Origin of the sequence: Kitasatospora sp. NPDC058184 (assembly GCF_042883725.1) — a bacterium.
GTDB lineage: Bacteria > Actinomycetota > Actinomycetes > Streptomycetales > Streptomycetaceae > Kitasatospora.
This window is the reverse complement of sequence record NZ_JBHVVE010000006.1, coordinates 42,877-69,340: the sequence shown is the minus strand read 5'-3', so window position 1 is coordinate 69,340 and position 26,464 is coordinate 42,877. Positions and strand designations below refer to the sequence as shown.

27 protein-coding genes and 1 riboswitch are annotated in these 26,464 nt (G+C 73.7%); of the genes, 5 read left to right on the top strand and 22 right to left on the bottom strand.

The genetic code is table 11. From position 1 onward, the window contains the following. Positions 1–130 precede the first annotated feature (130 nt). The 5 genes from rpmF to rpmB are packed head-to-tail and all read right to left on the bottom strand — an operon-like array spanning position 131 to position 2,317. Complete coding sequence (gene rpmF, locus ACFVXH_RS13445) at positions 131–304, bottom strand: 50S ribosomal protein L32 (protein ID WP_049661326.1); 174 nt, start codon at positions 302–304, stop codon at positions 131–133. A 48-nt stretch (positions 305–352) separates the two neighbouring features. Further along, positions 353–589, bottom strand: a complete 237-nt coding sequence (gene rpsR / locus ACFVXH_RS13440; RefSeq protein WP_049661328.1) for a 30S ribosomal protein S18 — start codon at positions 587–589, stop codon at positions 353–355. Between the two features lie 14 nt (positions 590–603). Then, the gene (locus tag ACFVXH_RS13435; RefSeq protein WP_387823563.1) at positions 604–1,770 is read right to left on the bottom strand and encodes a CobW family GTP-binding protein; all 1,167 of its coding nucleotides are present in this window, start codon (positions 1,768–1,770) and stop codon (positions 604–606) included. Positions 1,771–1,775: 5 nt separating this feature from the next. Next, positions 1,776–2,081 carry a 30S ribosomal protein S14 gene (gene rpsN, locus ACFVXH_RS13430; protein ID WP_375875499.1) on the bottom strand — a complete coding sequence of 102 codons (306 nt, stop codon included), beginning with the start codon at positions 2,079–2,081 and terminating at the stop codon, positions 1,776–1,778. Then, on the bottom strand, positions 2,081–2,317 hold the full coding sequence (gene rpmB / locus ACFVXH_RS13425) for a 50S ribosomal protein L28 (RefSeq protein WP_074002388.1): 237 nt from the start codon (positions 2,315–2,317) through the stop codon (positions 2,081–2,083). The genes rpsN and rpmB overlap by 1 nt, the downstream gene beginning before the upstream one ends. A gap of 145 nt (positions 2,318–2,462) precedes the next feature. On the opposite strand from rpmB, the gene rpmG reads away from it, so the two are divergent. Then, positions 2,463–2,627 (top strand): 50S ribosomal protein L33, encoded by a 165-nt coding sequence (gene rpmG / locus ACFVXH_RS13420; protein WP_049656556.1) that lies wholly within the window; start codon positions 2,463–2,465, stop codon positions 2,625–2,627. Positions 2,628–2,693: 66 nt separating this feature from the next. Here rpmG and ACFVXH_RS13415 read toward each other — a convergent pair whose 3' ends face one another. Next, complete coding sequence (locus tag ACFVXH_RS13415) at positions 2,694–3,809, bottom strand: HoxN/HupN/NixA family nickel/cobalt transporter (protein ID WP_049656561.1); 1,116 nt, start codon at positions 3,807–3,809, stop codon at positions 2,694–2,696. A gap of 30 nt (positions 3,810–3,839) precedes the next feature. After that, a riboswitch (cobalamin riboswitch) is annotated at positions 3,840–4,053 on the bottom strand. 82 nt (positions 4,054–4,135) lie between these two features. On the opposite strand from ACFVXH_RS13415, the gene ACFVXH_RS13410 reads away from it, so the two are divergent. Together ACFVXH_RS13410 and ACFVXH_RS13405 are read left to right on the top strand one after the other, a co-directional pair. Then, positions 4,136–4,519 carry a metalloregulator ArsR/SmtB family transcription factor gene (locus ACFVXH_RS13410; protein WP_049656554.1) on the top strand — a complete coding sequence of 128 codons (384 nt, stop codon included), beginning with the start codon at positions 4,136–4,138 and terminating at the stop codon, positions 4,517–4,519. A 122-nt stretch (positions 4,520–4,641) separates the two neighbouring features. Further along, positions 4,642–6,315, top strand: coding sequence for a hypothetical protein (locus ACFVXH_RS13405; protein WP_387822958.1), 1,674 nt, complete (start codon positions 4,642–4,644; stop codon positions 6,313–6,315). 44 nt (positions 6,316–6,359) lie between these two features. Here the strand turns inward: ACFVXH_RS13405 and ACFVXH_RS13400 are convergent, their stop codons facing one another. The 15 genes from ACFVXH_RS13400 to ACFVXH_RS13330 form a co-directional block, all read right to left on the bottom strand. Then, positions 6,360–8,366 (bottom strand): AAA family ATPase, encoded by a 2,007-nt coding sequence (locus tag ACFVXH_RS13400; protein ID WP_387822955.1) that lies wholly within the window; start codon positions 8,364–8,366, stop codon positions 6,360–6,362. Positions 8,367–8,437: 71 nt separating this feature from the next. Next, complete coding sequence (locus ACFVXH_RS13395) at positions 8,438–8,764, bottom strand: putative quinol monooxygenase (RefSeq protein WP_074002386.1); 327 nt, start codon at positions 8,762–8,764, stop codon at positions 8,438–8,440. 135 nt (positions 8,765–8,899) lie between these two features. Then, positions 8,900–9,709, bottom strand: coding sequence for an Fpg/Nei family DNA glycosylase (locus ACFVXH_RS13390; protein WP_380737419.1), 810 nt, complete (start codon positions 9,707–9,709; stop codon positions 8,900–8,902). 79 nt (positions 9,710–9,788) lie between these two features. Continuing rightward, positions 9,789–10,691, bottom strand: coding sequence for an AAA family ATPase (locus ACFVXH_RS13385; protein WP_387822951.1), 903 nt, complete (start codon positions 10,689–10,691; stop codon positions 9,789–9,791). 85 nt (positions 10,692–10,776) lie between these two features. After that, the gene (gene aroQ, locus ACFVXH_RS13380) at positions 10,777–11,205 is read right to left on the bottom strand and encodes a type II 3-dehydroquinate dehydratase (RefSeq protein ID WP_049653999.1); all 429 of its coding nucleotides are present in this window, start codon (positions 11,203–11,205) and stop codon (positions 10,777–10,779) included. An 8-nt stretch (positions 11,206–11,213) separates the two neighbouring features. Beyond that, complete coding sequence (aroB, locus tag ACFVXH_RS13375; RefSeq protein ID WP_049653979.1) at positions 11,214–12,305, bottom strand: 3-dehydroquinate synthase; 1,092 nt, start codon at positions 12,303–12,305, stop codon at positions 11,214–11,216. After that, a complete protein-coding gene (locus ACFVXH_RS13370; protein ID WP_117487151.1) occupies positions 12,298–12,819 on the bottom strand; it encodes a shikimate kinase in 522 nt (173 codons plus the stop codon). The genes aroB and ACFVXH_RS13370 overlap by 8 nt, the downstream gene beginning before the upstream one ends. Next, on the bottom strand, positions 12,816–14,000 hold the full coding sequence (gene aroC, locus ACFVXH_RS13365) for a chorismate synthase (protein WP_117487152.1): 1,185 nt from the start codon (positions 13,998–14,000) through the stop codon (positions 12,816–12,818). Before aroC ends, ACFVXH_RS13370 begins: the two co-directional genes overlap by 4 nt. A gap of 223 nt (positions 14,001–14,223) precedes the next feature. Then, positions 14,224–15,054 carry a shikimate dehydrogenase gene (locus tag ACFVXH_RS13360; protein ID WP_074002383.1) on the bottom strand — a complete coding sequence of 277 codons (831 nt, stop codon included), beginning with the start codon at positions 15,052–15,054 and terminating at the stop codon, positions 14,224–14,226. Positions 15,055–15,133: 79 nt separating this feature from the next. After that, entirely contained in the window at positions 15,134–17,089 is a 1,956-nt protein-coding gene (gene mltG / locus ACFVXH_RS13355) for an endolytic transglycosylase MltG (protein ID WP_387822946.1), read from the bottom strand. 188 nt (positions 17,090–17,277) lie between these two features. After that, positions 17,278–18,549, bottom strand: coding sequence for an endolytic transglycosylase MltG (mltG, locus tag ACFVXH_RS13350; protein WP_117487154.1), 1,272 nt, complete (start codon positions 18,547–18,549; stop codon positions 17,278–17,280). Between the two features lie 138 nt (positions 18,550–18,687). Then, a complete protein-coding gene (gene ruvX / locus ACFVXH_RS13345; protein WP_049653990.1) occupies positions 18,688–19,167 on the bottom strand; it encodes a Holliday junction resolvase RuvX in 480 nt (159 codons plus the stop codon). Next, on the bottom strand, positions 19,167–21,836 hold the full coding sequence (alaS, locus tag ACFVXH_RS13340; protein WP_049653992.1) for an alanine--tRNA ligase: 2,670 nt from the start codon (positions 21,834–21,836) through the stop codon (positions 19,167–19,169). The genes ruvX and alaS overlap by 1 nt, the downstream gene beginning before the upstream one ends. Further along, positions 21,836–22,261: a DUF6167 family protein gene (locus ACFVXH_RS13335; RefSeq protein WP_053112171.1), complete on the bottom strand. Its 426-nt coding sequence runs from the start codon at positions 22,259–22,261 to the stop codon at positions 21,836–21,838. Before ACFVXH_RS13335 ends, alaS begins: the two co-directional genes overlap by 1 nt. Positions 22,262–22,265: 4 nt before the next feature. Continuing rightward, complete coding sequence (locus ACFVXH_RS13330; protein WP_049653994.1) at positions 22,266–22,745, bottom strand: DUF948 domain-containing protein; 480 nt, start codon at positions 22,743–22,745, stop codon at positions 22,266–22,268. 220 nt (positions 22,746–22,965) lie between these two features. On the opposite strand from ACFVXH_RS13330, the gene ACFVXH_RS13325 reads away from it, so the two are divergent. Together ACFVXH_RS13325 and ACFVXH_RS13320 are read left to right on the top strand one after the other, a co-directional pair. Then, entirely contained in the window at positions 22,966–25,194 is a 2,229-nt protein-coding gene (locus tag ACFVXH_RS13325) for an ATP-binding protein (protein WP_387822940.1), read from the top strand. Positions 25,195–25,242: 48 nt separating this feature from the next. Then, complete coding sequence (locus tag ACFVXH_RS13320) at positions 25,243–25,569, top strand: tetratricopeptide repeat protein (RefSeq protein WP_049651814.1); 327 nt, start codon at positions 25,243–25,245, stop codon at positions 25,567–25,569. A gap of 103 nt (positions 25,570–25,672) precedes the next feature. Here the strand turns inward: ACFVXH_RS13320 and rpsD are convergent, their stop codons facing one another. Beyond that, positions 25,673–26,287 carry a 30S ribosomal protein S4 gene (rpsD, locus tag ACFVXH_RS13315; protein ID WP_030240707.1) on the bottom strand — a complete coding sequence of 205 codons (615 nt, stop codon included), beginning with the start codon at positions 26,285–26,287 and terminating at the stop codon, positions 25,673–25,675. Positions 26,288–26,464 lie beyond the last annotated feature (177 nt).

Sequence of the window (26,464 nt, the reverse complement as noted above, 5' to 3'; positions counted from 1 at the left end):
TGCGCGCCCCCCGCGCGACCGCGCCGTCGCCCTCCGGCCCGCGCCGGGGCCCCCGCCCCCACCGCCGCTCGGACGCGCGCCGCCGCCGAGGGGCCCACATCCCCTCGGCGGCGGCTTCCTCCCGTCGCGCCTACTGCCCGTCCGGGTCGAGCAGACCCCGCCGGTACGCCGGGACGAGGTTCTGCGGGACGAGCATCTCCCGGCCGTTCAGGGTGATCGCGACCAGCTTCGGGGGCGTCGCCCGCCACTGGGCCCGGCGGTGCCGGGTGTTGCTGCGGGAGGTCTTGCGCTTGGGTACGGCCATCGCGGGCTCCTTCTCGGGTGGTGTGGTCGAACGCGTCGTCGGGCGGCGCTAGCGGGTGGCGCCCGAGGCGTACGGCAGGAGGGCCGTCTCCCGGGCGTTCTTGATCGCCCGGGCCACCGCCCGCTGCTGCTCGGCGGTGAGCCGGGTGACCCGGCGGCCGCGGATCTTGCCGCGATCGGAGACGAAGCGGCGCAGCAGGTCGGTGTCCTTGTAGTCGATGTACTCGATGCCCGCCGCGAGCAGCGGGTTGGGCCGGGGCTTCGGCGGGGCGGATCGTTTGCGCACGGGAGGGCACTCCTTCAGTGGACGGGGTCGAGCAGGTCCTGGAAGGCGTCCGGCAGGGCCTTCCAGCCGGGTTCGCCGGCGGCGAGTTCGGCGTCGGTGAGCAGGCAGGAGTCGAGCAGGTCGGTGATGCCGTCGACGTCCAGCCCCTCGGCGGTGAAGCTGAGCTGCTGCACCCGGTCGCCGTGCCGGGGGTGCCAGTCGAGGGCGGCGGCGGCCCGGCGCGCGGGCGGGTAGAGCTCCCAGGCCGCGTCGGGCAGGGAGGTGAGCCAGGGCCCGCACTCCTCGACCGCGAGGTTCGCCCCGGCGGCGTCCCAGGCGAGTATCAGGTCGGGCCGGTTGGCCAGCCAGAACCGGCCGCGGCTGCGCTGCGCCGCCGGGACGAGCAGTTCCAGCGCCCGGTGCAGCCGCTCGGGGTGGAGCGGTCGGCGGCGCTCCCACAGCAGGGTGGCGACGCCCGCCTCGTCCCGCTCCTGCGGCAGCAGCGCGAGCGCCGGGTTGACCCGGTCGCGGGCGGCGGCCACGTCGAAGCCGCCGAGCGCGGCCCGGGTGAGCGCGCCGGTGCCGAGCCGGACGGTCCGGGCGGTGGCGTGCAGCTGGCGCAGGAGGGCGAGCCCCGGCGCGTGCGCCGCGGCGCGCGGCACGGTGAGCGTGCCGGCGTACTCGATCTGGTGGGCGAGCGCCTCGGCGCGGGTCCGGTCGTCGCGCGAGGCGGTCTGCTCGCCGTGCTCCACCAGGTCGTCGGGGACGGAGAGCTCGCCGACCAGCCGGTCCGGGTCGACGGCGGTGACCACGCCCGCCAGTTCGACGGCGTCGTCGAGCGGCCGCCCGTCCACCTCTCCCCCGGCGATCACCTCGACCGCGGGGTGCGGGTCGCTGCCGCCCCACAGTTCGACGATCGCCAGTCCGTACCGGCCGCCGTCGGCGATCTCCAGCAGCCGGGGCAGCAGGTCCTCGCGCAGGGCGCAGCACGGGCAGTCGTTCGCCAGCGGGACGTCGGCCACGTCGAAGGCCCCGGCGGCGTCGCGCAGCTCGCGGCGGACGGTGCCGAGCGCGGCGTCCCGCAGGTCGTGGTGCAGGACCACGGCGTCCACCGCGGCCGCCGCCAGTTCCTCGACGGCGGCCCGGCGCTGCTCCGCGTGCAGGCCGGCGACGACCACCACCGGCAGCCTGGTCCCGTCCACGGCGCTCACCAGCTCGCCTTGCGGACGCCGGGCAGGTGCCCGGCGTGGGCGTGGGCGCGCAGGTTGACCCGGGAGAGGCCGAAGGCCCGCAGGTAGCCGCGGGGCCGGCCGTCCACGGCGTCCCGGTTGCGGACCCGGGTGGCGCTGGCGTCGCGCGGCTGGCGGGCGAGCTCGGCCTGGGCGGCGGCGCGCTCGGCGGGGCCGGTGCCGGGGTGGGCGATGGTCCGCTTGAGCTCGGCCCGGCGCTCGGCGTGGCGGGCGACGACGGCGCGCCGCCGCTCGTTCTTGGCGATCTTGCTCTGCTTGGCCATCAGACCTTCTCCCCCCGGGCGCGGATGCGGGCGACGGCGGCCTCGATGCCGATCGCGTCGACGGTGCGGATGCCCTTGGCGCTCAGCGCCAGCCGGACGTACCGGCCCTCGCCGGGCAGCCAGTAGCGCTTGCGCTGGATGTTGGGGTCGAAGCGGCGGCCGGTGCGGCGGTGCGAGTGCGAGATCGCGTTGCCGAAGCCGGGCCGGCGGCCGGTGAGTTGGCAGCGGGCGGACATGGGTGCTCCCTGGCGTCCGGGAATGGGCAGGACCGGGCTCACGTTACACCAGATGAAAATGACTTCCATTTTGATGTACGGTTCGAGCCAACCCCTCGGACCGGAACCCGAGACCCCGACCCCCCAGACCCCAGGAGGACGTCCCATGGCCCGCAGCGAACTGCGCCCGGTGATCAGGCTCCGCTCCACCGCCGGCACCGGCTTCACCTACGTGACCCGCAAGAACCGCCGCAACGACCCGGACCGGATGGTCCTGCGCAAGTACGACCCGGCCGCGGGCCGGCACGTCGACTTCCGCGAGGAGCGCTGACCCCGGACACGCGAACGGCGCCTCCCCGGACTCGGGGAGGCGCCGTGGGTGGCCGGGCCGCTCGGCTCAGGAGCCCTCGGGCGTCCAGCGCTGCTCGACCCGGGCGAGCTTCCAGTACCCGATCGCGATCGCCCAGACCACCACGAACAGCCCGGCGATGGCGTAGCCCACGTTGTCCAGCGAGATGTCCGCGACGAACCCGGTGACCGGGTCGGTCAGGTCGAGCTTCTCGTGCAGCACCCCGACCAGCTCGATGGTGCCGATGATGAAGGCCACCGCGATCGACAGACCCGTGATGGTCAGGTTGTAGTACACCTTCCGGACCGGGTTGGCGAAGGCCCACTGGTACGCGAAGTTCATGAACGTCCCGTCCAGGGTGTCGAACAGGCTCATCCCCGCCGCGAACAGCAGCGGCAGGCAGACGATCGCGTACCAGGGCAGCCCGGAGGCCGCGCCCGAGCCGGCCATCACCATCAGGGTGACCTCGGTCGCGGTGTCGAAGCCCAGGCCCAGCACCATGCCCACCGGGAACATCTGCCCCGGCCGGGTGATCGAACGGGTCGCCCGGTTCAGCACCCGGGCCATGAAGCCGCGCGAGTCGAGGTGCGCCTCCAGCTCCTTCTCGTCGAACTTCCCGGCCCGCATCGAGCGGAACACCCTGAGGATGCCGAGCAGCGCCGCCAGGTTGAGCGCGCCGATCAGGTAGAGGAACACGCCGGAGGTGGTCGTCCCGATCACGCCCAGCCACTTGTGGGTGGCCGACTCGTCGTCCATCAGCGTGTTCGCCAGCTGCGCGCCGCCCGCCACCAGGGCGGCCATCAGCACCACCATCGAGGAGTGCCCGAGGGCGAACCAGAAGCCCACCGAGACCGGCCGCTTGCCGTCCGCCATCAGCTTGCGGGTGGTGTTGTCGATCACCGCGATGTGGTCGGCGTCGAAGGCGTGCCGCATGCCGAGGGTGTACGCGGTGATGCCGAGGCCCACCCCGAAGACCTGGGTACCGACCGCGTACCGCTCGGGCGCGACCAGGAAGATCAGCGTGCCGAAGGCCACCACGTGCATGGCCACGATCACCGCCATCAGCCCGGCCGTACGGACGGTGTCCTCGCGCCGCCATCTGAAGCTGGGCAGCACGGAAGGGGCCGGCTTCGCGCCGGCGGCAACGGTTTCGGGCAGGGTCATCTGCGGATCACGCTCCAGCACCTCGTGGAAAACCTCGTGAGATGCCGTGGCCGGTCTCCTGGCTGACGGGATACCCGTGCCCGCCTTCCCAGGTGCGCGAGGCACCCAGTGGCTCCGTGGGCACGGACGACGTTCCTCCGCGGGCGGAGGAACGACCCGATCACAGTGGCGAGGGCCGCTCCGGGCTGGGACCCCTGAGGGTCCGTCACCGGTCTTCCCGAGCACCACGGCGGGGAACACCGTAGGGGCCGCGCCCCGACCCGTGCAAGGCTGCGCACCTGCGCAGGTGTCCAGGATCACAGGCGACCGCCTGCAAGAATGTCCGCATGCATCTCGTACCGGCCGACCGCGCGGGCCACCGCACCATCGACGGGCACCGGGTCTGCGAGGCCATCGCCGCGATCGGCGACCCCGCGCACGTCCGGTCCTGGGCCGAGCGGTTCTCCCTGCTCGCCGACCCCGGACGGCTCGCCCTGCTGCTCGCCCTCCACCGGGCCGGCCCGCTCGCCGTCAGCGACCTCGCGGTGGCCACCGGCATGCGCGACCCCGCCGTCTCCCAGGCCCTGCGGCTGCTCCGCACGGCCGGCGTGGTCACCGGCGACCGGGACGGACGAGTGGTGCGCTACCGGCTCGTGGACGAGGCCATGCGCCCCCTCCTCGACGAGTGCGCCGCCGCCGAGCACCACGAGCCCAGCGCGGCGGTGGGCTGACCCCTCCCGCCGACGCCTGCCCGACCTGCTGACTCCCGCTCGGTCTGCCGACTCCTGCCCGGGCCGCTGACTCCCGCTCGGGAAGGCGCGCCGCGAACGGCCCCGGCCAGTACGATCATGATGTGCCGTCCCACCCCCATGCCTGGCCCGCCGACCGCTGGAACACCGACCCGGTCAAGGCCCGCGTGCTGGCGGTCGCCCGCACCCTCACCTCGGCCACCCGGGTGCTGGACGTCCTCTCCCTGCTGAGCCCGCACGGCATCGAGTGGTACTTCACCGTCAACCCCGGTTCCGTCTTCGCCGACCGCGCCCTGGACGACTACCTGCACGGCCTGTCCGGCTTCACCGTGCTGGACTGGGACGACGCCGTCCGCCACCGCTTCGACCTGGCCGTCGCCTGCGCCGTCCACTCCTCCATGCACCGCCTGGACGCCCACCTCGTCGTCCTGCCGCACGGCGCCGGCTACAACCGCCTGGTCACCGAGTCCACCGGCGACACGGTCAGCGCCGCCGGCCTGTCCCGCAACGAACTCACCCACCGCGGGCGGGTGTTCGTGGACGCCCTCGGGCTCTCCCACCCCGAACAGCTCGACCGGCTGCGGACCTCCTGCCCCGAGGCCCTGGACGTCGCCCGGGTGGTCGGCGACCCGTGCTTCGACCGGATGCTCGCCAGCCGGCGCTCCCGGGACGGCTACCGCGCCGCGCTCGGCGCCGTCGGCGGCCGACGGCTCGTCGTCGTCAGCTCCACCTGGAGCGAGCACTCGTTATTCGGCCGCCACCCCGACCTGCCCCGGCGGCTCGTCCGCCAACTGCCCGCCGACGAGTACACGGTGGCCGTCGTGCTGCACCCCAACGTGTGGAGCCGCCACGCCCCCGGGGCGCTGCTCGACGACGCCCGCCGGATGGGCCTGCGCCTGATCCCGCCCCACCAGGGCTGGCAGGCCGCGCTCGTCGCCGCCGACTGCGTGATCGGCGACCACGGCTCGGTCACCGTCTACGGCGCCGCCCTGGAACACCGCACCATGCTCGTCGCCACCGGCGCCGCCGAACTCGACCCGCGCTCCCCCAGCTACGCCTTCGGCCAGGCCGCCCCCGTCCTCGACCCGGACGGGGACCTCGCCGCCCAGCTCGAACAGGCCCTCGCCGAGGCCCCGGCCGGCCTGCGCGAGATCACCGACCGCTCACTCGCCCACCGCGGCGAATCCGCCCGGCTGCTGCGCCCGCTGCTCTACTCCTTCCTGGACGGCCTGGACGAACCCGGGGACGAACCGGCCCTGCCGCCCTACCCCAGGCCCGTCCCCTGCCCCGGGGCCACCGAGTGGCCCACCGCGTACGACGTCGAGGGCAGCACCGAGGGGACCGAGGTGAGCCTGCGGCGCTACCCCTTCCACCCGGACGACCACACCCCGCGCGGCTTCCACGCCCTCACCGACGAGCACCCGGGCGACGCCCTGCGCTACACGGCCGAGGTGATCGCCCGCACCGAGGCGCACGCCGAACGCCCCGCCACCCGCTGGCTGGCCGACACCGCCGCCGAACTGCCCGGCCTCGCCGTCGCGGTGGCCGCCCTCGGCCCGGCCCGCCACCTGCTCCGGCTGCACGCCGGCCGACTGCTGGAGGCCCGCGCCGAACCGGACTGGGGCCGCCCCGACCCCGCCGTCGACCCGCTGTTGCTCGGCTCCGCCGTGGCCTGCTGGCTCGCCGACGGCGGCGACCCGGCCGGCCTCCCGGAGCACGGACTCACCGTCCGCACCGGCGGGGACCGCACCCGGGTGTCCTTCCGTACCGGGCCCTGACCCCGCCCGCCCGCTACGGACCGCCCCTCGGCCCGGACCGCCCCTCAGCCCGCCAGCTGCCGCAGCCGCTCGCGGCTGCGCTCCGCCAGCTCCGCGTCGTCCAGCTCCTCGGCGAGGGTGACGAGCAGGGTGTGGGCCTGCGCCTCCTTCGCGTACTGGTTCCGCTCCTTGGCCTGCCGGGCGCAGTCGTCCGCGTGGGCAACGGCGAGGTCCAGCTGCCCGAGGGCCCGGTGGGCCCGGGCCCGGACCAGCGGCAGCTTCATCAGCATGTCGTTGTCCCGCGTCCGCCCGGCCCGGGCGGTGGCCTCGGCCAGCAGGGTCAGCGCCTCCTCCGGACGGCCGTCGGCGATCAGCGCCTGCGCCAGGTTGTAGCTCTGGACGATCTCGCCGTGGTCGTCGCCCCGGTTCTCCGCCAGGGCCAGGGTGAAGCGCTCCACCGCGTCGCCCGGGCGGCCGTCGGCCAGGCAGAGCAGGCCGTCGGTCTCGTAGAGCACCCCGACCACCCGGCGGTTCGTCACCAGCGGGACCAGCTCCGTGGCGAGCGCCAGCTGCTCGGCGGCGAGCCGGTACTCCTTGCGCTCCTGGTGGGCGCGGGCGAGCTGGTTGCGCATCTTGACCACGGCGGCCGGCTGGTTGTCCCACTGGGCCGACTCGATGCCGAGCCGGTGGGTGGCGATCCAGTCGTCGTAGAGCTTGCGGCCGTGGTACAGCGGCCAGAGCGACTCGCAGAGCCGCCACACCTCGCCGTGCCACCCCTGCGCGGCCGCCTCCTCCACCACCGCGCGGAAGTCGGCGCGTTCGGCGTACAGCCACTCCAGGGCCGCGGCGTCGGAGGCGAAGCCGGGCAGGTCGTCGCCGCTCGGGTCCTGCAGCCGGAGCCGGTCCCTGCCCATCGTCCGGTCGGCGAGCGACGCACGGCCCCGGAAGTACGCCACGACGCCGGCGAGGAGCCCGGCGCGGTCGGGCACCTCCCGCGTCCGGCCGTAGGCGTGCAGCCGCACCACGTCGTGGGCCCGGAATCGGTCCTCGCCGTCGTCGTCCACCACCTCGTCGAGCACGTGGACGCCACGCAGCTCCCTGACCGCCTGCTCGGCGCGCTCGACGCCGACCGCCCGCGCCAGTTCGGCGGACACGAAGGGGCCGGGGTGCACGCCGATCAGCTGGTAGAGCGCCCGGCCCGGCGCCGACAGCCGCTCGTGGACCAGGTCGTACGTCGCGCCGAGATCGCTCTCCTCGTCCTCCAGCATCGCCAACCTGCCCTCCCGGTCGTGCAGTTCGGCCACCACCCGGCCGACCGGCAGGCTGTCCCGGTCCAGCAGCTGGCTCCCGACCGCGTTCAGCGCGAGCGGCAACCCGCCGCACAGCTCGACCAGTTCGGCCAGTTCCCCGTCGGTTCCCCGCCCGGAGCCCACCCAGCCCCGCACCAGTTCGGCGCCCGCCGCCGCGCTCAGCGGCCCGAGTCGGCGCACCTCGGCGCCGTCCATCCGCAGCGCGGGCAGCCGCCGCCGGCTCGCGACCACCACCAGCCCGCAGGCGGGGAGCAGCGCCCGGACCTCCGCGGCGTGCTCGACGTTGTCCAGGAAGAACAGGCACCGGCGCCCGGCGGTGGCGGTGCGGAAGGCCGTGAACCGCTCGGCCTCCACGGCCGGGGGCTCGGCGCCCAGGGCGCGCAGGAAGCCGGCCAACAGCCCGGGGAGGTCCACCCCGCCCTGGTGCCGGTAGGCCTTCAGGTCGGCGTAGAGGTCCCCGCCGGGGAAGCGCTCCCGGTGGCGCTCGGTGAACTTGGCGATCAGCTCGGTCTTCCCGACCCCGCCGAGGCCGGTGAACACCACGACCCCGAGTCCGCCCTCCTCGACCCGGTCCAGCGCGCCGGCCAGTGCGGCGAACTCCGGTTCACGGTTGACGAACGGGCCGTGCGGCGCGCGCACCTGACGGGGCGTCGGCACCGTCGGCGGCTGGTGGAGGTGCACCGACCCGATGCTCCCGGCCTGCACCACATGGCCGCCCACCGTGGCGCCTGACACGGTGTTGGCCACCTCGTGCCGCTCCATCCGCCTGCTCCCTCCGGCCGCCCGGGCCCCAGCCTACGGGCTGGGCACCCGGCCGGAGGGGCGCTCGGGTGTCACCGGGGGGTGATCTCGCCCATCTCGCCCCAGCCGTCCATGCCGGGGATCTCGATCGAGACGATCTGCGGCTTGGCGGCCACGGCGTACGACATCTCGTCCATGGCCTTGGTGAAGTGCGCGGACTCCACGTGCTCCTTGCCGGCGTCGCCGTCGCGGAACGCCTCGACCAGGACGAACTCGTTGGCGTTGTCGACGCTGCGGGACCACTCGAAGAAGAGGTTGCCGGGCTCGCTGCGGGTGGCCTGGGTGAAACCGTCGACCAGGTCGAGCCACTCGTCGGCGCGCTCGGGGCGGACCGCGAACTTGACCGTAATGAAGATCATGGGACTTCCTTCCCTTCCACGTTCACACGTGGCCGTGCGGACGGGTGCCCGCCGCTCGGCGGGCACCCGTCCATCGTCGCAGGTCAGAAGGGCTCTCCACGACACGGGGGCGTTGCGCGTCCCGGCCGGGGCCGGTCACGCCGCCTGGCAGGCGGGGCACCAGAAGAGGTTGCGGGCGGCGTGCTCCTCCGTCCGCACGTCGGTGCCACAGACCAGGCAGGGCATGGCGGCCCGCCGGTAGACGTACACCTCGCCGCCGTGGTCGTCCACCCGGGGCGGGCGGCCCATCGCCTCGGGGGTGTGCTCGGGGCGGACGGTGTCGATCCGGCCCGCGGTGACGCCCTCGCGCATCAGGGCGACCAGGTCGGCCCAGATCGCGTCCCACTCCCGGCGGGTGAGGTCGCGCCCGGCCCGGTGCGGGTCGATGCCGTGGCGGAACAGCACCTCGGCCCGGTAGACGTTGCCCACCCCGGCCAGCACCTTCTGGTCCATCAGTAGCGCCGCGACGGTCGTCCGGCTGCCGGATATCCGGCGCCAGGCGGCCTCCGGGTCGGCGTCGGCGCGCAGCGGGTCGGGGCCGAGCCGGGCGGCGACGGCGGCCTTCTGGTCGTCCGTGACGAGCGCGCAGGTGTTGGGCCCGCGCAGGTCGGCGTAGCCGTCCTCGTTCTCCAGCCGCAGCCGGACCAGCCCGACCGGCTCGGGCGCCGGGCCGGTGCCGAAGGTGAAGCCGCCGTAGAGGCCGAGGTGGACGTGCACCCAGGCGCCCTCCTCGAAGCCGAGGAAGAGGTGCTTGCCGGTGGCCTCCGCGCCGGTGAGCAGCTGCCCGTCGATCACCTTGGCCTCGTCGGCGAACCGGCCCTGCGGGCTGGAGACCCGCACCGGGCGGCCGCCGAAGGCCTCGCGGTTCTCGGTGGCGAGGCGGTGGATGATGTGGCCTTCGGGCACGGGCGTCGGCTCCTCCGGGCTCGGCGACTGGACCCGTCCATCATCGCAGCCGGCACCGACAGCCCCGTCCCGCCGCGGGTCAGCGGACCGGGACGCCCATCAACCGGGCCAGGATGACGCGGTCCAGCTCGGCGGCCGTCCCGGCGACGTCCAGGGCGGAGTTGTCGATGATCGGCAGCCCGGAGTTGTACCAGCCGGCCATCCGCCCGTGGATGCGGGCCACCTCCTCGTCCCCGAGCCGGCGGTTGCCGCTGCGCCGGGCGTTGCGGTGCAGCACCGAGTCCAGGCTGGGCAGCAGCACGACCGGGATCATGCCGGGGCCGATGTGCCGCTTCCAGCCGCCGAGGCCGATCGCCGGGCGGTCCGGGAAGACGGCGTCGTCGATGATGCAGGAGATGCCGTTGGCCAGGTAGTTGCGGCAGGCGAAGCCGCAGGTGCGGCGGGCCAGCCGGTACTGCGCCTCGGAGGCGTTGTTCCAGCCGGACTGCGGGTTGGCGAAGCCCGCCTGCACCCACTCGCGGACGTCGTCCAGGCTGATGTGCGCGGTCGGGGTGGGCCGCCGCTCGGCCCAGTGGCGGGCGACGGTGGTCTTGCCGGCCCCGGCCGGTCCGATCAGCAGGACGGCTATCGGCCCGGTGGCCGCGTGCTGCCGCGGCGGGTGGGCCGGCAGTTGGACGGGTGCGCCGGACGGCAGCACGAAGTGCCCGGTGCCCCCGGCGGGCACGGGCGGCGCGCTCGGCACGGGTACGGCCGCGGGGGCCGGGGCCGGGTGGGCGGGAACGGGGTGGGCGGCGGGCCCGGGGCCGGTCGGCCCGGGAGTGACGGGCGCCGCCGGCGCCGGCCGGCCCGGTGGCGGGGACGGCGGAGGCTGCGGGGAGAGCGGCTGCGCCCCCGACGACGTCCCCCGCGTTCCGCCCCCCGGCGCCACCGGCGGGGCGACGGGACGCGGCGGGACCTGCCCGCCTCCGGTGTACTGCGTCACGGCACCTCCCGACACTTCTCAGCGGGGACACTACACGGCGGCCCGGCAGCGGGCACAGTCCGCCGCCGGGCCACCGCCCGTACCCTCAGCGGGTGGTGAGCCGCTCGGCCAGCGCGCGCAGCGCCAGCTCGTAGGAGCCGAGCCCGAAACCGGCGATGGTGCCGGAGGCCACCGCGGCGATCACCGAGGTGTGCCGGAAGGTCTCCCGGGCGTACGGGTTGGAGATGTGCACCTCGATCAGCGGCGCGGTGCGCTGGGCCGCGGCGTCCCGCATCGCGTACGAGTAGTGGGTGAACGCACCGGGGTTGATCACCACCGGCACCTGCCCGTCGGCCGCCTCGTGCAGCCACTCCACCATCTGCTGCTCGGAGTTGGTCTCGTGCACCTCGACCTCGAAGCCGAACTCCTTGCCCAGCGCGGTGCAGCGCTCGACCAGCCCGGCGTACGAGGTGGCGCCGTAGACGTCCGGCTCGCGGCTGCCCAGCCGGCCCAGGTTGGGGCCGTTGAGCACCATCACCCTGGTCACGCCGAGACCTCCGCGTACGCGGCGACCAGCAGCGACGGGTCGGGGCCCTCCAGTACGGAGGTCTTGCCGAGGCCGTCCAGCACGATGAAGCGGATCAGGTCGCCGCGCGACTTCTTGTCGATCTTCATCGCGTCCAGCAGCTTCGGCCAGGCGTCCGCCCGGTAGCTCAGCGGCAGGCCGACCGAGGCCAGCACGGTGCGGTGCCGGTCGGCCGTCTCGTCGTCCAACCGCCCGGCCAGGCGGCCGAGTTCGGCGGCGAAGACCATGCCGATGGAGATCGCGGCGCCGTGCCGCCACTTGTACCGCTCGTTGCGCTCGATGGCGTGGCCGAGGGTGTGGCCGTAGTTGAGGATCTCGCGGCGGCCGGACTCCTTGAGGTCCCCGGAGACCACGTCGGCCTTGACCTGGATGGCGCGGCGGATCAGCTCGACGGTGTGCGGGCCGGACGGGGTCTTGGCGCCCTCGGGGTCGGCCTCGATCAGGTCGAGGATGGCCGGGTCGGCGATGAAGCCGCACTTGATGACCTCGGCGAGGCCGGAGACGTAGTCGTGCTTGGGCACCGTCTCCAGGGTGTCGAGGTCGGCCAGCACGCCCACCGGCGGGTGGAAGGCGCCGACCATGTTCTTGCCCTCGGCGATGTTGATGCCGGTCTTGCCGCCGACGGCCGCGTCGACCATGCCGAGCAGCGTGGTGGGCATGGAGATCCAGCGCACCCCGCGCAGCCAGGTCGCGGCGACGAAGCCGGCCAGGTCGGTGGTGGCGCCGCCGCCGAGGCCGACGATGACGTCGCTGCGGGTGAAGCCGGTCTGCCCGAGCACCGACCAGCAGTACGCGGCGACCTCGACGCTCTTGGCGTCCTCGGCGTTGGGCACCTGGAGCACGATGGCCTCGTAGCCCTCGCCGAGCAGGTCCTCGCGGATCGCGTCGGCGGTGGCGGCGAGCGCCTCCGGGTGGATGAGCGCCACCCGCTTGGCGCGGGTCCCGATCAGCGGAGACAGCTCACCGAGCAGCTGGTGCCCGATCAGCACGTCGTACGGGTCGTGGCCGGCGCTGCCGCCGACGTGGATCCTGACGGTGGTGTCAGTCATGGGGGGTCTTCAGCTCCAGTGCTTCCAGTACGGCGTCCGCGACCTGTTCCGGGGTGCGCCCGGCGGTGTCGACCACGGCGGTGGCCACCTCCAGGTAGAGGGGGCGGCGGGCGTCCATCAGCTCGCGCCAGCGGGCCCGCGGGTTGACGGCCAGCAGCGGGCGCGGGGCGTCCAGGCCGACCCGCTTGACCGCGTCGGCGAGCGGGACCTCCAGGAAGACCACCGGCAGCTCGTGCAGCAGCGCGCGGGTGGCCTCGGCCATCACCGCGCCGCCGCCGAGCGCCAGGACCCCGTCGTGCCCCTCGGCGGCCGCGCGCACGGCGGCCGCCTCCAGCGCGCGGAAGTGCGGCTCGCCCTCGTCGATGAAGATCTCCGGGATGGGCTTGCCGGCCGTCGCCTCGACGTCGGCGTCGGTGTCCCGGAAGCCGACGCCCAGGCGCTCGGCCAGCATCCGCCCGACGGTGGACTTGCCACTGCCGGGCGGGCCGACCAGCACGACAACGGGGTTCGTCATCGGATGATCAGGTTGTCGAGGTAGCCCTGCACGTTGCGGCGGGTCTCGGAGACGTTGTCGCCGCCGAACTTCTCGTTCACCGCGTCCGCCAGCACCAGCGCGACCATCGCCTCGGCGACGATGCCCGCGGCCGGGACCGCGCAGACGTCCGAGCGCTGGTGGTGCGCCTTGGCCGGCTCGCCGGTGCGCACGTCCAGGGTCTGGAGCGCCCGCGGCACGGTGGCGATCGGCTTCATCGCGGCGCGCACCCGCAGCAGCTCGCCGGTGGACAGTCCGCCCTCGGTGCCGCCGGACCGGCCGGAGGTGCGCTTGACGCCCTCGGCGGTCGGGACGATCTCGTCGTGGGCCTGGGAGCCCGGCACCCGGGCCAGGTCGAAGCCGTCGCCGACCTCGACGCCCTTGATCGCCTGGATGCCCATCAGCGCGGCGGCCAGCCGCGCGTCCAGCCGGCGGTCCCAGTGCACGTGCGAGCCGAGGCCCACCGGCACGCCGTACGCCAGCACCTCGACCACGCCGCCGAGGGTGTCGCCGTCCTTGTGGGCCTGGTCGATCTCGGCGACCATCGCCTTCGAGGCGTCGGCGTCCAGGCAGCGCACCGGGTCGGCGTCCAGCTTGGCCTCGTCCGAGGGCAGCGGCACCACGCCGGCCGGCGCCTTGGCGGCGGCCAGCTCGACCACGTGGCTGACGATCTCGATCCCGGCCACCTCGCGGAGGTAGGCGCGGGCGACGGCGCCCAGCGCGACCCGGGCGGCCGTCTCGCGGGCGCTGGCGCGCTCCAGGATCGGCCGGGCCTCGTCGATCGAGTACTTCTGCATGCCGGCCAGGTCGGCGTGGCCGGGCCGGGGGCGGGTGAGCGCCTCGTTGCGGGCCAGGCCCGCCAGGACCTCGGGGTCGACCGGGTCGGCCGACATGACCTGCTCCCACTTCGGCCACTCGGTGTTGCCGACCATGATCGCGACCGGGCTGCCCATGGTCAGACCGTGCCGGACGCCGCCGAGGAAGGTCACCTCGTCCTGCTCGAACTTCATCCGCGCCCCGCGGCCGTAACCGAGCCGGCGGCGCGCCAGCGCGTCGGCCACCACGTCGGTGGTGACCGGTACACCGGCGGGCAGGCCTTCCAGCGTCGCGACGAGTGCGGGGCCGTGCGACTCCCCCGCCGTCAGCCAGCGCAACGTACCCAACGGAGCTCCTTCATCAGCGGACCGGACCACGGCACCGCCGGGGCCCGCCCCGGGCGTGCCTTTTGTACCTGAATCCTTTCATGCCCCAGCGGCACCCGGGGGCACAGTCCGCGTGACGGACAGCAACCGGCCACGATCCGGCCGGGAACCGCCCGGGAAACCGGACGGCGGGCGGGCACCCGGCCGTGGGGCCGGGCCCGTCCAGGTCCGACGGCGGCCGGGCTCAGTGCCCGGCGAGCGCCTTCTCCCCCGCCTCGCGCATCGCCGCCAGCGGCCCGGGCGTCCGCCCGGTGAAGGCCTCGTTCTGCAGCACCGCCTGGTGCACCAGCAGGTCCAGCCCGCCCAGGACGGTCGCCCCGCGCCCGGCGCAGGCGGCGGCCAGCGCCGTCGGCCACGGGTGGTACAGCACGTCGAACAGCGCGCCCGGCTCGGCGGGCAGCGCCTCGGCGAAGACGTCGGTCGCGCCGACCGGCGTGGTGGAGATCGTCAGCGGCCGGGCCAGCGCCTGCGCCCCGAGCTCCCAGTCGGCGGTGCGGACGGCGACGCCCAGCCGCTCGCCCAGCTCGGCCATCTCCCGGGCCCGCTCGGCGCTGCGCACGTAGACCGTCACCTCGCCGGTGCAGATCTGGGCGAGCGCGGCCAGTGCCGAGGAGGCGGTGGCCCCGGCGCCCAGGACGGCCGCCTCGGGCACCTCGGTGATCCCGCGCTCGCGCAGCGCGTTGACCAGCCCGGGGACGTCGGTGTTGTCCCCGGTGCGCCGGCCGTCGGCGGTGAACACCACGGTGTTCACCGCGTCCACCGAGCGGGCCGTCGCGCTGACCTCGTCGAGCAGCGGGATGACCGCCCGCTTCAGCGGCATGGTGAGCGACAGCCCGGCCCACTCGGCCTCGTCCAGCGCGGCGACGAACCCGGGCAGCCCGGCCTCGTCGACCTCGAAGCCGTCGTAGCGCCAGCCGTCCAGCCCGAGCGCCGCGAAGGCGGCCCGGTGCAGGTCCGGCGAGAGCGAGTGGGCGATCGGCGAGCCGAGAACGGCCGCCCGGTGCTTGCTGGTCAACGCTTCTCTCCGCGAACTGGCGAACTGTCGTCCGGCCGCGGCTGCTTCCTGGTGCCGCGGCCACTTCCTGGTGGTGCGGCTACTTCTTGGTGGTGCAGTGGCCGCGCGCCTCGTCGAAGCCCTGCCCGGCCGACTGGCAGTACTCCTTGACGTTGGCGTAGTGCTCCTTGCTCGTCTCGGCGAACCGGGTCTGGGTCGGGGACATCGCGATGAAGTACAGCCACTTTCCGTCCGCCGGGTGCAGCGTCGCGTTGAGCGCCTCGTCGCCGGGGTTGGAGATCGGACCGGGCGGCAGGCCCTGGTTCACGTAGGTGTTGTACTTGTTGTTCGCGTCGTCCATGTCCTTCTTGTCGAGGTCCTTGCGGCCCAGCGAGTACTGGAGCGTGGTGTCCATGCCGAGCCGGTGGTTGATCTCGCCGCCGGCGGCCAGCCGGTTCTGGATGGTCTTGGCCATCTTGGCGAAGTCTTCCGGGTTGTTGCCCTCGCGCTGGAGGATGCTCGCCTCGATGAGCACCTCGTAGCCGGTCTTCAGCCCCACCGAGGCCGCCTGGGCGTCCAGGCCGGCGTACTTCTCGGTGGCGTTCTTCACCATCTGCTTGAGCAGGTCCTCGGGCTTCATGCCCTCGGCGATGTTGTAGCGGGTCGGCCAGAGGAAGCCCTCGATGTTGCCGTTCGCGTACGGCGGCAGGCCGAGGTCGTTGACCTGCGCCTTGGCGACGCCCGCCGTGGTGCCCGGCGGCAGCTTCAGCTTGGTGTCGATGAGGGTGTAGATCTCGGTGGAGTTCTTGCCCTCCGGTACGACGATCGCCGCGCCGCCCGCCTGGGCGAGCAGCTCCTTGAGCGCGGCCGCGGCCGGCATCTCCTTCTTCATCCCGTAGAAGCCGTACTGGATGGTGCCGCACTTGGGCTCGGCCTTGCAGGCCGTGTTGAACGCGTCGACGCTCTTGACCACGCCGGCGTTCTTCAGCGCCAGGCCGATCTGCCCGCCGACCGCGCCCTTCTTGACCTCGACCTGGACGGTGCCGGTGCCCTCGCCGGTGAAGTCCGGCGCCGGGCCGAAGTGGTCCTGGTAGAAGCCGTAGCCCCACCAGCCGGCCCCGCCGACGGCGCCGAGCAGCACCGCGGCGACCAGCAGGCAGGCGCCGCCGTTGCGGCGGCCCGACTTCTTGCCCTTCTCCTTGCGCTTCTTCTGGGCCTCGCGGGAGTCGTCCTGCTCGCCGAGGAAGCCGGCCTCCCCGGCCTCGGCGTGCTCGTCGGGGTACCCGTCCTCCTCGTGGCGGCCGCCGTTCCCGTGGCCGTCCCACTCGTCCGTCCCGCCCTCGCGCGCGGCGCCGACCGGATCGGCGCCGGCCTCCAGCGCGGCGGCCTCGGCCTCCCAGTCGATCCCGTCCGGGCCGGGGCCGGAGGCCGGCACCGGCTCCGGGGCCGGCTGCGGCTTGGCCCGGCGCCGCGGCACCTGCCGCTGCGGAGCCTGCTGCTCGGGGGCCGGCTGCTGCGGGGGCTGCTGCTGGAGGGGCTGCTGTGCCTGGACCTGCTGCGCCTGGACCTGCTGGGGCTGGACCTGCTGCGGAGCCTGCTGCTGGTAACCCTGCTGCTGCACCGGCGCCTGCTGCTGGGGCAGCTGCTGCTGCGCGTACCCCTGCTGCATCGGCTGCTGCGGTTGCGGCTGCTGCGGCACGTACCCCTGCTGGGGGTAGCCCTGCTGCTGCACCGGCGCCTGCTGCTGCGCCATCTGCTGCTGGTAGCCCTGCTGACCGCCCGGGTAGCCCTGCTGCGGCATCTGCTGCTGGGGGGCCTGCTGCTGGTAGCCCTGCTGCGCCATCATCTGCTGCTGCATCTGCGGCGCCATCTGCTGCTGCGCGTACCCCTGCTGCACGTCCCCGTACTGCTGCTGGACCTGCTGGCCCTGCTGCGGGTACTGCTGCTGCCACTGGCCGTCCTGCTGGCCGGGGACCGGCTGCCGGCCGTCGTACCCGGGATCACCGGGGTGCCACGGCTCGCCCTGGGGGTTGTAGCCCCCGCCCAGATCGGTCATTGATCCCCTTAACCGACGGTGACGACCGGAGGATCAAACCGGCCGTCCGGGACGACGCGGTCCCGGCTGATTCTCGAACCGGCGTGCTAGCGCAGCGCCTGGAGGGAGACGTTACCGTACCGCAGCCTTACCCCCGGCCGGGCGGACGCACCGTCAGTGAGCGATCTCACCGACGGCACACAACTCCGTTACGGCGTCCCCGCACCGGGAGCGGAAGGCGCACCGGCCCCGCCCGAGGCCCCCGGGGCCGTCGCCGCCGGGTCGGAGGGCGCGCCCGACGCCGGGCCGCTCGGCTTGGCCGCCGCCCGGTTGGCGTTGAACTCCGCCACGTTGCGTTGCTGGACGTCGAAGCTGTCGGTGAAGCGGGTGTCCCCCGGCTTCACGGTGACGAAGTACAGCCAGTCCCCCGGCGTCGGGTCCAGCGCGGCCATGATCGCCTGCCGCCCGGGGTTGGAGATCGGGCTCGGCGGCAGTCCGGCGTGCAGGTAGGTGTTGTACGGGGAGTCCAGCCTGGTGTCGGTCACCGAGGTGTTCAGGGTCGAGCGGCCGAGCGCGTAGTTGATGGTGGAGTCCAGCTGCAGGGGCATGCCCTTGGCCAGCCGGTTGTAGATCACCCGGGCCACCTTGCCCATGTCCTCGGTGTTGTCGGCCTCGCCCTGGACCATGCTGGCCACGGTGATCAGCCCGTACACGCTCTGCCCGAGGTTCTGCGCGACCACGGTGGCGTCGTCCCGGCCGAACTCCCGGCCGGCCCGGTCCACCATCTGCTTCAGCAGGTCGAAGGCGGTGGTGCCCTCGGTGACGCTGTACGTCGCCGGGAACAGGTAGCCCTCCGGGCTGCCGTTGGCGAAGTCCGGCAGGCCGAGTTCGGCGCCCTGGTCCTGGGCGGTCTTCTGGGCGGTGCCCGCGGGCAGGTTCAGCTTCTTGTCGATGGCCGCGTAGATCTGGTAGCCGCGCCAGCCCTCGGGGATGGTCAGGCCGTTGGCGTTGGCCGGGTCGATCAGGACCGCCAGCGCCGCCGCGGCCGACATCCGCTGCTTCAGCGTGTACGTCCCGGGCTGGATCCGCCCGGCCGCCGCCGCGCTGCCCTTCGCGGCCCGGGTGAAGGCGAGCGAGCTGGCCACCACGCCGTTGCGGACCAGCGCGGAGGCGATCTGGGAGAGGCCGGCGCCCTCCGGCACCGAGACCTGCACGCTGCCGGTGCCCTGCCCGGCGAAGTCGGCGGCGGCCGGGGGTTTGCGCTGCGCCTGGATCCAGGTGTACCCGGTCAGCCCGACCCCGCCGAACACCGCGATCAGCGCGAGCGCGGTGAGCCCGCAGGCCAGCCCGTTGCGCCGTCGGTGCGGATCGGGCGCATCGAAGCGCGGACGGGGCGCACCCGGCGGACGGCCCTCCGGTTCCAGCACCGGTGCGCCCAGATGCCCGGGCGTGAGACCCGGGTGGAAGTCCTGGTCGGTCATGGCTCGCGCCCCCTTCGGCGGTCCCAGATCGATCCGGATCGACATGAATCGATCCAAAACAGACAAGGAAGCGAACGAAAAGGGGTCCGTGCGGACGCGTCCGCACGGACCCCTCAACGGGACGTTAGATCAGACCGGTCAGCCGACCGCCTCGACGCTCTCACCGGGCGGGCGTCCGCTCACCCGTTCGGACTCAAGGGCGGTCTGCAGGATCACCACCGCGGCGGCCTGGTCGACCACCGAGCGGCCCTTCTTCGCCTTGACCCCCGAGGCGCGCAGCCCGTGGGTCGCGGTGACGGTCGACATCCGCTCGTCCACCAGCCGCACCGGCACCGGGTAGAGCCGGTTCGCCAGCCGGGTCGCGTACGCCCGGACCTTCTCCGCCGCCGGGCCCTCCTTGCCGCTGAGCGAACGCGGCAGCCCGACGATCACCTCCATCGCGTCGTACTCCTCGACGATGGCGGCGATCCTGGCCTGCGACTTCACCCCGGCCGGGACGGTCTCCACGGGCGTGGCGAGCACCCCGTCGGGGTCGCAGGACGCGACCCCGATCCGGGCGTCCCCGACGTCGACGGCGATCCGCCGACCCCGTCGGAAGGGCCTCTCCTCGAGCTCCATCAGCTGGCGCGCTCCGCGACCAGGCCGAGCACCGCGGCGATGGCCTCGCCGACCGCGGCCGGGTTGGAGCCGCCGCCCTGGGCGACGTCGTCCTTGCCGCCACCGCCGCCGCCGAGGGTCTTGGCGGCGGTCCGGACCAGCTCGCCGGCCTTGATGCCGCGGCCGCGGGCGTCCTCGTTGGTGGCGATCACGGTCAGCGGGCGGTCGTTCGCCACGGTGAAGGCGGCGACCACGGCCGGGCGCGAGCCGAGGCGGCCGCGCACGTCCAGGACCAGCTTGCGCAGCTCGTCCGCGCCCACGCCGTCGGCGACCTGCGCGGCGACCACGGCGATGCCGTGCACGTCCTCGGCCGAGTCGGCCAGGCCCGCCGCGGCGGCCAGCACCTTCTCGGCGCGGAAGCGCTCGATCTCCTTCTCGGCGTCCTTGAGCTTGGCGAGCATGCCCGAGATCTTCTCCGGCAGCTCCTCCGGACGGCCCTTGACCAGCTCGGTGAGCTGGGCGACCACGGTGTGCTCACGGGCCAGGAACCGGTAGGCGTCGCTGCCGACCAGCGCCTCGACGCGGCGCACGCCGGAGCCGATCGAGGACTCGCCGAGCAGCTTCACCAGGCCCAGCTGGGCGGTGTTGCCGACGTGGGTGCCGCCGCACAGCTCCTTGGAGAAGTCGCCGATGGTGACGACCCGGACCTCGTCGCCGTACTTCTCGCCGAACATCGCGATGGCGCCGGCCTTGCGGGCCTGGTCCATCGTCATGACCTCGGCGGTGACCTCCAGCTCGCGGGTCAGCACGTCGTTGATCTTCTGCTCGACGTCGACCAGCACGCTGCCGGGAACGGCGGCGGGCGAGCCGAAGTCGAAGCGGAAGCGGCCGGGGGCGTTCTCGGAGCCGGCCTGGGCGGCCGTCGGGCCGAGCGCGTCGCGCAGCGCCTGGTGGGTCAGGTGGGTGGCCGAGTGGGCGCGGGCGATCGCCCGGCGGCGCTCGGTGTCGATCGTGGCGTACGCCGAGGCGCCCAGCACGACCTCGCCGAACAGCACCCCGCCGGAGTGCACGATGACGCCCGGGACGGGCTGCTGCACGTCGCGGATCTCCACCACCGCGCCGGACTCCAGCCGGATCCGGCCCTGGTCGGCGAGCTGGCCGCCGCCCTCGGCGTAGAACGGGGTGCGGTCGAGGATGATCTCGACCTCGTCGCCCTCGGAGGCGGCCGGCGCCGGGACGCCGTCCACCAGCAGGCCGACCACGGTGGCCTCGCCCTCGGTGAGCGAGTAGCCGGTGAAGACGCTGGCACCGGACGTGTCGGCGACCTCGCGGTACGCGGCGACGTCGGCGTGGCCCATCTTCTTGGCCTTGGCGTCGGCCTTGGCGCGGTCCCGCTGCTCCTGCATCAGGCGGCGGAAGCCGGCCTCGTCCACCTGGAGGCCCTGCTCCTCGGCCATCTCCAGGGTCAGGTCGATCGGGAAGCCGTAGGTGTCGTGCAGCTTGAACGCCTGGTCGCCGGAGAGCACCGCGCCGCCGGACTGCTTGGTCTCGGTGACCGCGGCGTCCAGCAGGTTGGTACCGGCCTTCAGGGTCTGGAGGAAGGCCGCCTCCTCGCCGACGACGACCGTCTCGATGCGCTTGCGGTCGCTCTCCAGCTCCGGGTACTGCGGGGCCATCGCCTTGATGGCGATGTCGGTGAGGTCCTTGGCCACCACGCCGGTGGCGCCCAGCAGGCGCATGTTGCGGATGGCGCGGCGCAGGATGCGGCGCAGCACGTAGCCGCGGCCCTCGTTGCCGGGGGTGACGCCGTCGCCGATCAGCATCAGCGCGGTGCGGATGTGGTCGGTGACCACGCGCAGCGAGACGTCCGCCTTGTGGTCGGCGCCGTAGGTGTGGCCGGTGAGCTCGGCGGCGCGGTCGAGGATCATCCGGCTGGTGTCGATCTCGAAGAGGTTGTCGACGCCCTGCAGGATGGCGGCGAGGCGCTCCAGGCCGAGGCCGGTGTCGATGTTCCGGCTCGGCAGGTCGCCGAGGATCTCGAAACCGTCCTTGCCGTCGCCGTGGCCGCGCTCGTACTGCATGAAGACCAGGTTCCAGATCTCCAGGTAGCGCTCGCCGTTGACGGCCGGGCCGCCCTCCTCGCCGTACGCGGGGCCGCGGTCGTAGTTGATCTCCGAGCACGGGCCGCACGGGCCGGGGACGCCCATCGACCAGAAGTTGTCCTTCATGCCGAGGCGCTGGATGCGCTCCGAGGGCACGCCGATGACGTCACGCCAGATCTGCTCGGCCTCGTCGTCGTCCTTGTAGACGGTGATCCAGAGCTTCTCCTTCTCCAGGCCGTAGCCACCGTCCGCGACGGGAGTGGTGAGCAGCTCCCAGGCGAACTTGATGGCTCCTTCCTTGAAGTAGTCGCCGAAGGAGAAGTTGCCGCACATCTGGAAGAAGGAGCCGTGCCGGGTGGTCTTCCCGACCTCCTCGATGTCCAGGGTGCGCACGCACTTCTGGACGCTGGTGGCGCGCGAGAACTGCGGCTTGACCTCGCCCAGGAAGTAGGGCTTGAACGGCACCATGCCGGCGTTGACGAGCAGCAGGGTGGGGTCGTCGGCGACCAGGGACGCCGACGGAACGACGGTGTGGCCGCGCTCCTCGAAGAAGCGCAGCCAGCGGCGGCGGATCTCAGCCGACTCCATTAGTGGTCCTTCCGGTTCGGGGTGCCGCCCCGCGGCGGCAGGGCGCGGCGGGGCGTTTCTTCAGTGGTCTGGGGGGTGGTACGGGCGCTGCGGGACGGAGGCAGGGCGGCGGCCGGGCTACCGGGCGCCGCCGAGATAGCTCGGTACTGCGGCTCGCCGCGCAGGACCCTGCGGTCGCCGCGGGGCTCCACCACGGCGGTGCCGTGCAGCCCGAGGTCGTCCTTCAGCTGCTCCTCGCGCTCGGCCATGCCGGCCTTCACGTCCTGGGCGAACTGCTTGGCCAGGTCGCCCAGGTGCAGCGCACCGCGGGCGGCGGTGCCGGAGAGGCTGTCCGGGGTCAGCCGGTGCACGGCCTCGTTGGCCTTGTTCATGGCCCAGACGGTGGCGCCGGCGCCGACCGCCATCCAGAAGATGCGTCGCACCATGCCGTCAGCCCCTCACCGCGCGCCGGACCCGGGAGAACAGTCCGCTCCTGGGCGCCGTCGCGGCGCGGACCTCGGCCCGGATCAGCCGGGCCAGCTCCTCGCGCTCGCCGGCCTGCGAGGGCACCGGCGGCACGCCGCCCTGCTGCCGGGCGACGGCCTTGCGCACGCCGTAGCTGAACGCCGCGACCTTCACCAGCGGTCCGCCCAGGGTGGCGGCCACGGTGGAGGAGAGCGCGTTGGCGTTGGCGGCGGCGTCCTGCACGTTGGCGGTGATCTCGTCCACCCGCTCCAGCTGCTCGTTGGCGCTGCGCACCGCGGCGCCCGCGTCGGTCAGCAGCGGGACGGCCTGCTCGGTGACGGCGGAGACCAGGACGGCGGCCTCCTTGAGGACCCGGGAGAGGCGGACCAGCACCACGGCGAGCAGGGTGACCAGGACCGCCCAGAAGACGGCGACGAGCAATCCGGCCAGCTCTCCCACGGACACCTTTGCGCGCTCCCTCGCCTTGCAGCTCTTCAGAGGGAACCCTATCGCGCCGACGCCCGGTTTCCGGACCGGGTTCTTTCCCCGGCGATCCGGTCGGGTGTGCGATCGGCGCGCGTAACCTACCGGCCGGTCACCTCGTTCTGCCTGGCAGGCCGTCGCCCGTACGGCCCGACGCACGTCCGGACCGCGACGGTCCGGCCTGGAGCACGGGGAGCAGCCCTTGGCCGGGGACTGGAGAGCGGAGCCCGCGGGGCCCGAGGCGGGGCCGCCCGAGCCGGAGCCCGGCCGGCTGCCGGCCGAGCTGACCGGCTTCGTCGGGCGGCGGGGCGAGCTGGCCGAGCTGGCCGGCCTGCTGGCCACGGCCCGGCTGGTGACGGTCACCGGGCCCGGCGGCGTGGGCAAGAGCCGGCTGGCCCTGCGCGCGGCGGCCCGGGCGGCCGACGCGTTCCCGGACGGCACCTGGCTGGTGGACGTGGCCCCCGTACAGGACCGGTTGCTGCTCGGCCACGCCGTCCTGGAGGCGCTGCGGCTCACCGACGGCGGCGCCCGTCCGCCGCTGGACGTCCTGACCGACCGGCTGGACGGCCGGCGCCTGCTGCTGGTGCTGGACGGCTGCGAGCACCTGGTGGAGGCCTGCGCCGAGCTGGCCGACGCGCTGCTGCGGGCGCTGCCCGAGCTGAGGCTGCTGACCACCAGCCGCACCGCGCTGCGGGCCTCGGGCGAGCACCTGCTGACCCTCGCTCCGCTGCCGGTCGGCCCGGCGCCCGTCGACCCGGCGCGGTCGGGCGCGCTGCCGGACGCGGTGCGGCTGTTCGCCGACCGGGCCCGGGCGGTGCTGCCGTCCTTCGAGGTGACGGCGGACAACGCGGAGGCGGTCGCGCTGCTCTGCCGCCGGCTGGACGGCATCCCGCTGGCCGTGGAGCTGGCCGCCGGCCGGCTGCGCGCGCTGTCGGTGGAGCAGGTCACCGCCCGGCTGGACGACCGCTTCCGGCTGCTCACCGGCGGCTCCCGGACGGCTCTGCCCCGGCACCGGGCGCTGCGCACGACGATCGGCTGGAGCCATGAGCTCTGCACCGTGCAGGAACGTTTACTCTGGGCCCGCCTGTCGGTCTTCGCCGGCGGTTTCGACCTGGAGGCCGCCGAGTACGTCTGCGCCGGCGAGGGCATCGAGGCCGAAGAGGTGCTCGACCTGCTCGACGAGCTGGTCGCCAAGTCCGTGGTGCTGCGCGAGGACAGCGCCTTCGGCGTGCGCTTCCGGCTGCTGGACACCCTGCGCGAGTACGGCGGCCAGTGGCTGCGGGCCGCCGGCGAGGAGCCGCGGCTGCTGCGCCGCCACCGGGACTGGTACCTGGGCGTCGCCACCTGGGGCGAGGTCGAGTGGTTCGGCCCCCGGCAGGCGGAGACCGCCGAGCGCACCCAGCTGGCCCACGGCAACCTCCGCGCGGCGCTGGAGTTCTGCCTCGCCGAGCCCGGCGAGGAGCAGATCGCCCTGCTGCTGGCCGGCACCCTCTGGTTCTACTGGATCGGCTGCGGCCACCTCGGCGAGGGGCGGCACTGGCTGGACCGGGCGCTCGCCCTGGACCGCGAGCCCACCGAGGCCCGGGCCAAGGCGCTCTGGGTGACCGGCTACACGGCCACCCTCCAGGGCGACCTCGGCTTCGCCCGCCCGGCGCTGGAGGAGTGCCGCCGCCAGGCCCTGAACACCGGCGACGACCGGGCCCTGGCCCACGCCGTCCACCGCCAGGGCTGCGTCGCCCTGGTCGGCGACGACCCCGACCGGGCCGCCGAGCTGTTCGAGGAGGCGCTCTGGCACTACCGGACCATCGGCGAGCTCAACAGCAACGTGGTGATGGCCATGCTGGAGCTGGGCCTGGCCTACCTGTTCCAGGGCGACCTGGACAGCGGCGAGCTCTGGTTCGGCCAGGCCCGCGAGCTGTGCGAGGAGCACGGCGAGCAGTGGGCCTACGGGTACGTGCTCTACGCGATGGCGTACTCGCACTGGCTGGACGGCGCCGTCCAGCCCGCCCGGATGCTGGCCCGGGAGTGCGTGCGGCTGAACCACCTCTTCCGCGACCTGCTCGGCATCGTGCTGGGCATCGACCTGCTGGCGCTGCTGGAGACCGAGCCGAGCCGCCCGGGCGAGCCGGGCGACCTGCGCGAGGCGCGGGTGCTCCAGGGGGCCGCGCACCGGATCTGGCGCGCGGTCGGCAACCCGTTCCTGGGCTCGCGGAACTTCTTCGGCCCGCACCAGGAGTGCGCGGAGCGGGCCCTGGCCGGGCTGAGCGCCCAGGAGTACGAGGAGTGCTACGAGGCCGGCACCCTGCTGGACCTGGACGCGGCGGTCGCCCGGGCGCTCGGCGGCGGGGGCGCGGCGGAGGGCGCGGAGCCGGTGCCGGATCCCCGCGCGGTGCCGCCCGCGCCGGCGCCCTCGGCGGTGCGGAATAGTTGAAACTTGCCGATTGCTTGAGGAGGCAAGGAACTGCTCGGAAGGAGCACCATGGCCGTCCACAACGCCGCCAACGAGTACCGCATGGCGAAGTTCTACTTCGATTCCAAGGCGTACACCGACGCGGCCCGCATGCTCGAAGGCGTCCTGGCCGAGGAGCCGACCAACCTCTCGGTCCGGATGCTGCTGGCCCGCAGCTACTTCCACTCGGCCCAGCTGCGGCGCGCCGAGGCCGAGCTGCTGCGGATCCTGGAGGCCGACCCGGCCGAGGACTACGCCCGGCTGATGCTCGGCCGCACCCTGGAGCGCCAGGGCCGCGCCGAGGAGGCCCGCCCGCACCTGCGGCTGGCCGCCGCGATGGCCGGCGAGAGCATCTGACGGCAGCGGGAGGAACCGCGGGAACAGCGGAAAAGGGGCGAGCCCCCGTCGCCTCGAAAGGCGGCGGGGGCTCGCTCGTGGTGTCGCGAAGAGCGGAACCGGGTCAGCGCGAGTAGTACTCGACGACCAGCTGCTCGTCACAGATCACCGGGACCTCCTTGCGCTGCGGCGCACGGTCCAGGCGGAAGGCCAGGGCCTTCAGGTTGACCTCGAGGTACTTCGGGGTCTGGCCCTCACCCGCGTAGCCACCCTCACGGGCGACCTGGAAGGGGACCTTCTCCTTGGAGCGCTCGCGGACGGTGACCACGAAGCCCGGCTTCATCTGGAACGACGGCTTGTTGACCTTGCCGCCGTTGACCTCGATGTGGCCGTGGACGACCATCTGGCGGGCCTGGTAGATGGTGCGGGCGATGCCCGAACGCAGGACCAGGGAGTCCAGACGGGTCTCCAGGTCGGCGACGAGCGCCTCACCGGTCTTGCCCTCGGCCTTCTTCGCGCGGTCGAACGCGCGCGCCATCTGCTTCTCGCTCAGGTCGTACTGGGCGCGCAGACGCTGCTTCTCGAGCAGACGGACCTTGTAGTCCGAGTTCTGCTTGCGGCCACGGCCGTGCTGGCCGGGCGGGTACGGGCGGGCCTCGAAGTACTTGACGGACTTCGGGGTCAGCGGCACGCCGAGCGCACGCGCGATCTTGACCTTGGGACGCTTCTGGTTCGCCATGAACCAAACCTTCCTTGCTTACGAATACGGCTTCACCAGGTGTTGACGGAGGTCGCATCTCGCGACCCGGAGACAACCCATCGCCGAGGCGATGCGGTCAGCCGCTCTCCGGAGCCGGGCACGGAAGTGCTGGTCACACGGACCGGCCCGGAATCCGGGCCCGTCCGCGACACCGAA

What these genes read in the sequence shown, in the direction of transcription:
- rpmF (WP_049661326.1), bottom strand. Translation starts at nt 304, where the DNA reads ATGGCCGTACCCAAGCGCAAGACCTCCCGCAGCAACACCCGGCACCGC.
- rpsN (WP_375875499.1), bottom strand. Translation starts at nt 2,081, where the DNA reads ATGGCCAAGCAGAGCAAGATCGCCAAGAACGAGCGGCGGCGCGCCGTC.
- rpmB (WP_074002388.1), bottom strand. Translation starts at nt 2,317, where the DNA reads ATGTCCGCCCGCTGCCAACTCACCGGCCGCCGGCCCGGCTTCGGCAAC.
- rpmG (WP_049656556.1), top strand. Translation starts at nt 2,463, where the DNA reads ATGGCCCGCAGCGAACTGCGCCCGGTGATCAGGCTCCGCTCCACCGCC.
- ACFVXH_RS13415 (WP_049656561.1), bottom strand. Translation starts at nt 3,809, where the DNA reads ATGACCCTGCCCGAAACCGTTGCCGCCGGCGCGAAGCCGGCCCCTTCC.
- ACFVXH_RS13410 (WP_049656554.1), top strand. Translation starts at nt 4,136, where the DNA reads ATGCATCTCGTACCGGCCGACCGCGCGGGCCACCGCACCATCGACGGG.
- ACFVXH_RS13400 (WP_387822955.1), bottom strand. Translation starts at nt 8,366, where the DNA reads ATGGAGCGGCACGAGGTGGCCAACACCGTGTCAGGCGCCACGGTGGGC.
- ACFVXH_RS13395 (WP_074002386.1), bottom strand. Translation starts at nt 8,764, where the DNA reads ATGATCTTCATTACGGTCAAGTTCGCGGTCCGCCCCGAGCGCGCCGAC.
- aroQ (WP_049653999.1), bottom strand. Translation starts at nt 11,205, where the DNA reads ATGGTGCTCAACGGCCCCAACCTGGGCCGGCTGGGCAGCCGCGAGCCG.
- aroB (WP_049653979.1), bottom strand. Translation starts at nt 12,305, where the DNA reads ATGACTGACACCACCGTCAGGATCCACGTCGGCGGCAGCGCCGGCCAC.
- ACFVXH_RS13370 (WP_117487151.1), bottom strand. Translation starts at nt 12,819, where the DNA reads ATGACGAACCCCGTTGTCGTGCTGGTCGGCCCGCCCGGCAGTGGCAAG.
- mltG (WP_387822946.1), bottom strand. Translation starts at nt 17,089, where the DNA reads ATGACCGATCTGGGCGGGGGCTACAACCCCCAGGGCGAGCCGTGGCAC.
- mltG (WP_117487154.1), bottom strand. Translation starts at nt 18,549, where the DNA reads ATGACCGACCAGGACTTCCACCCGGGTCTCACGCCCGGGCATCTGGGC.
- ruvX (WP_049653990.1), bottom strand. Translation starts at nt 19,167, where the DNA reads ATGGAGCTCGAGGAGAGGCCCTTCCGACGGGGTCGGCGGATCGCCGTC.
- alaS (WP_049653992.1), bottom strand. Translation starts at nt 21,836, where the DNA reads ATGGAGTCGGCTGAGATCCGCCGCCGCTGGCTGCGCTTCTTCGAGGAG.
- ACFVXH_RS13335 (WP_053112171.1), bottom strand. Translation starts at nt 22,261, where the DNA reads ATGGTGCGACGCATCTTCTGGATGGCGGTCGGCGCCGGCGCCACCGTC.
- ACFVXH_RS13320 (WP_049651814.1), top strand. Translation starts at nt 25,243, where the DNA reads ATGGCCGTCCACAACGCCGCCAACGAGTACCGCATGGCGAAGTTCTAC.
- rpsD (WP_030240707.1), bottom strand. Translation starts at nt 26,287, where the DNA reads ATGGCGAACCAGAAGCGTCCCAAGGTCAAGATCGCGCGTGCGCTCGGC.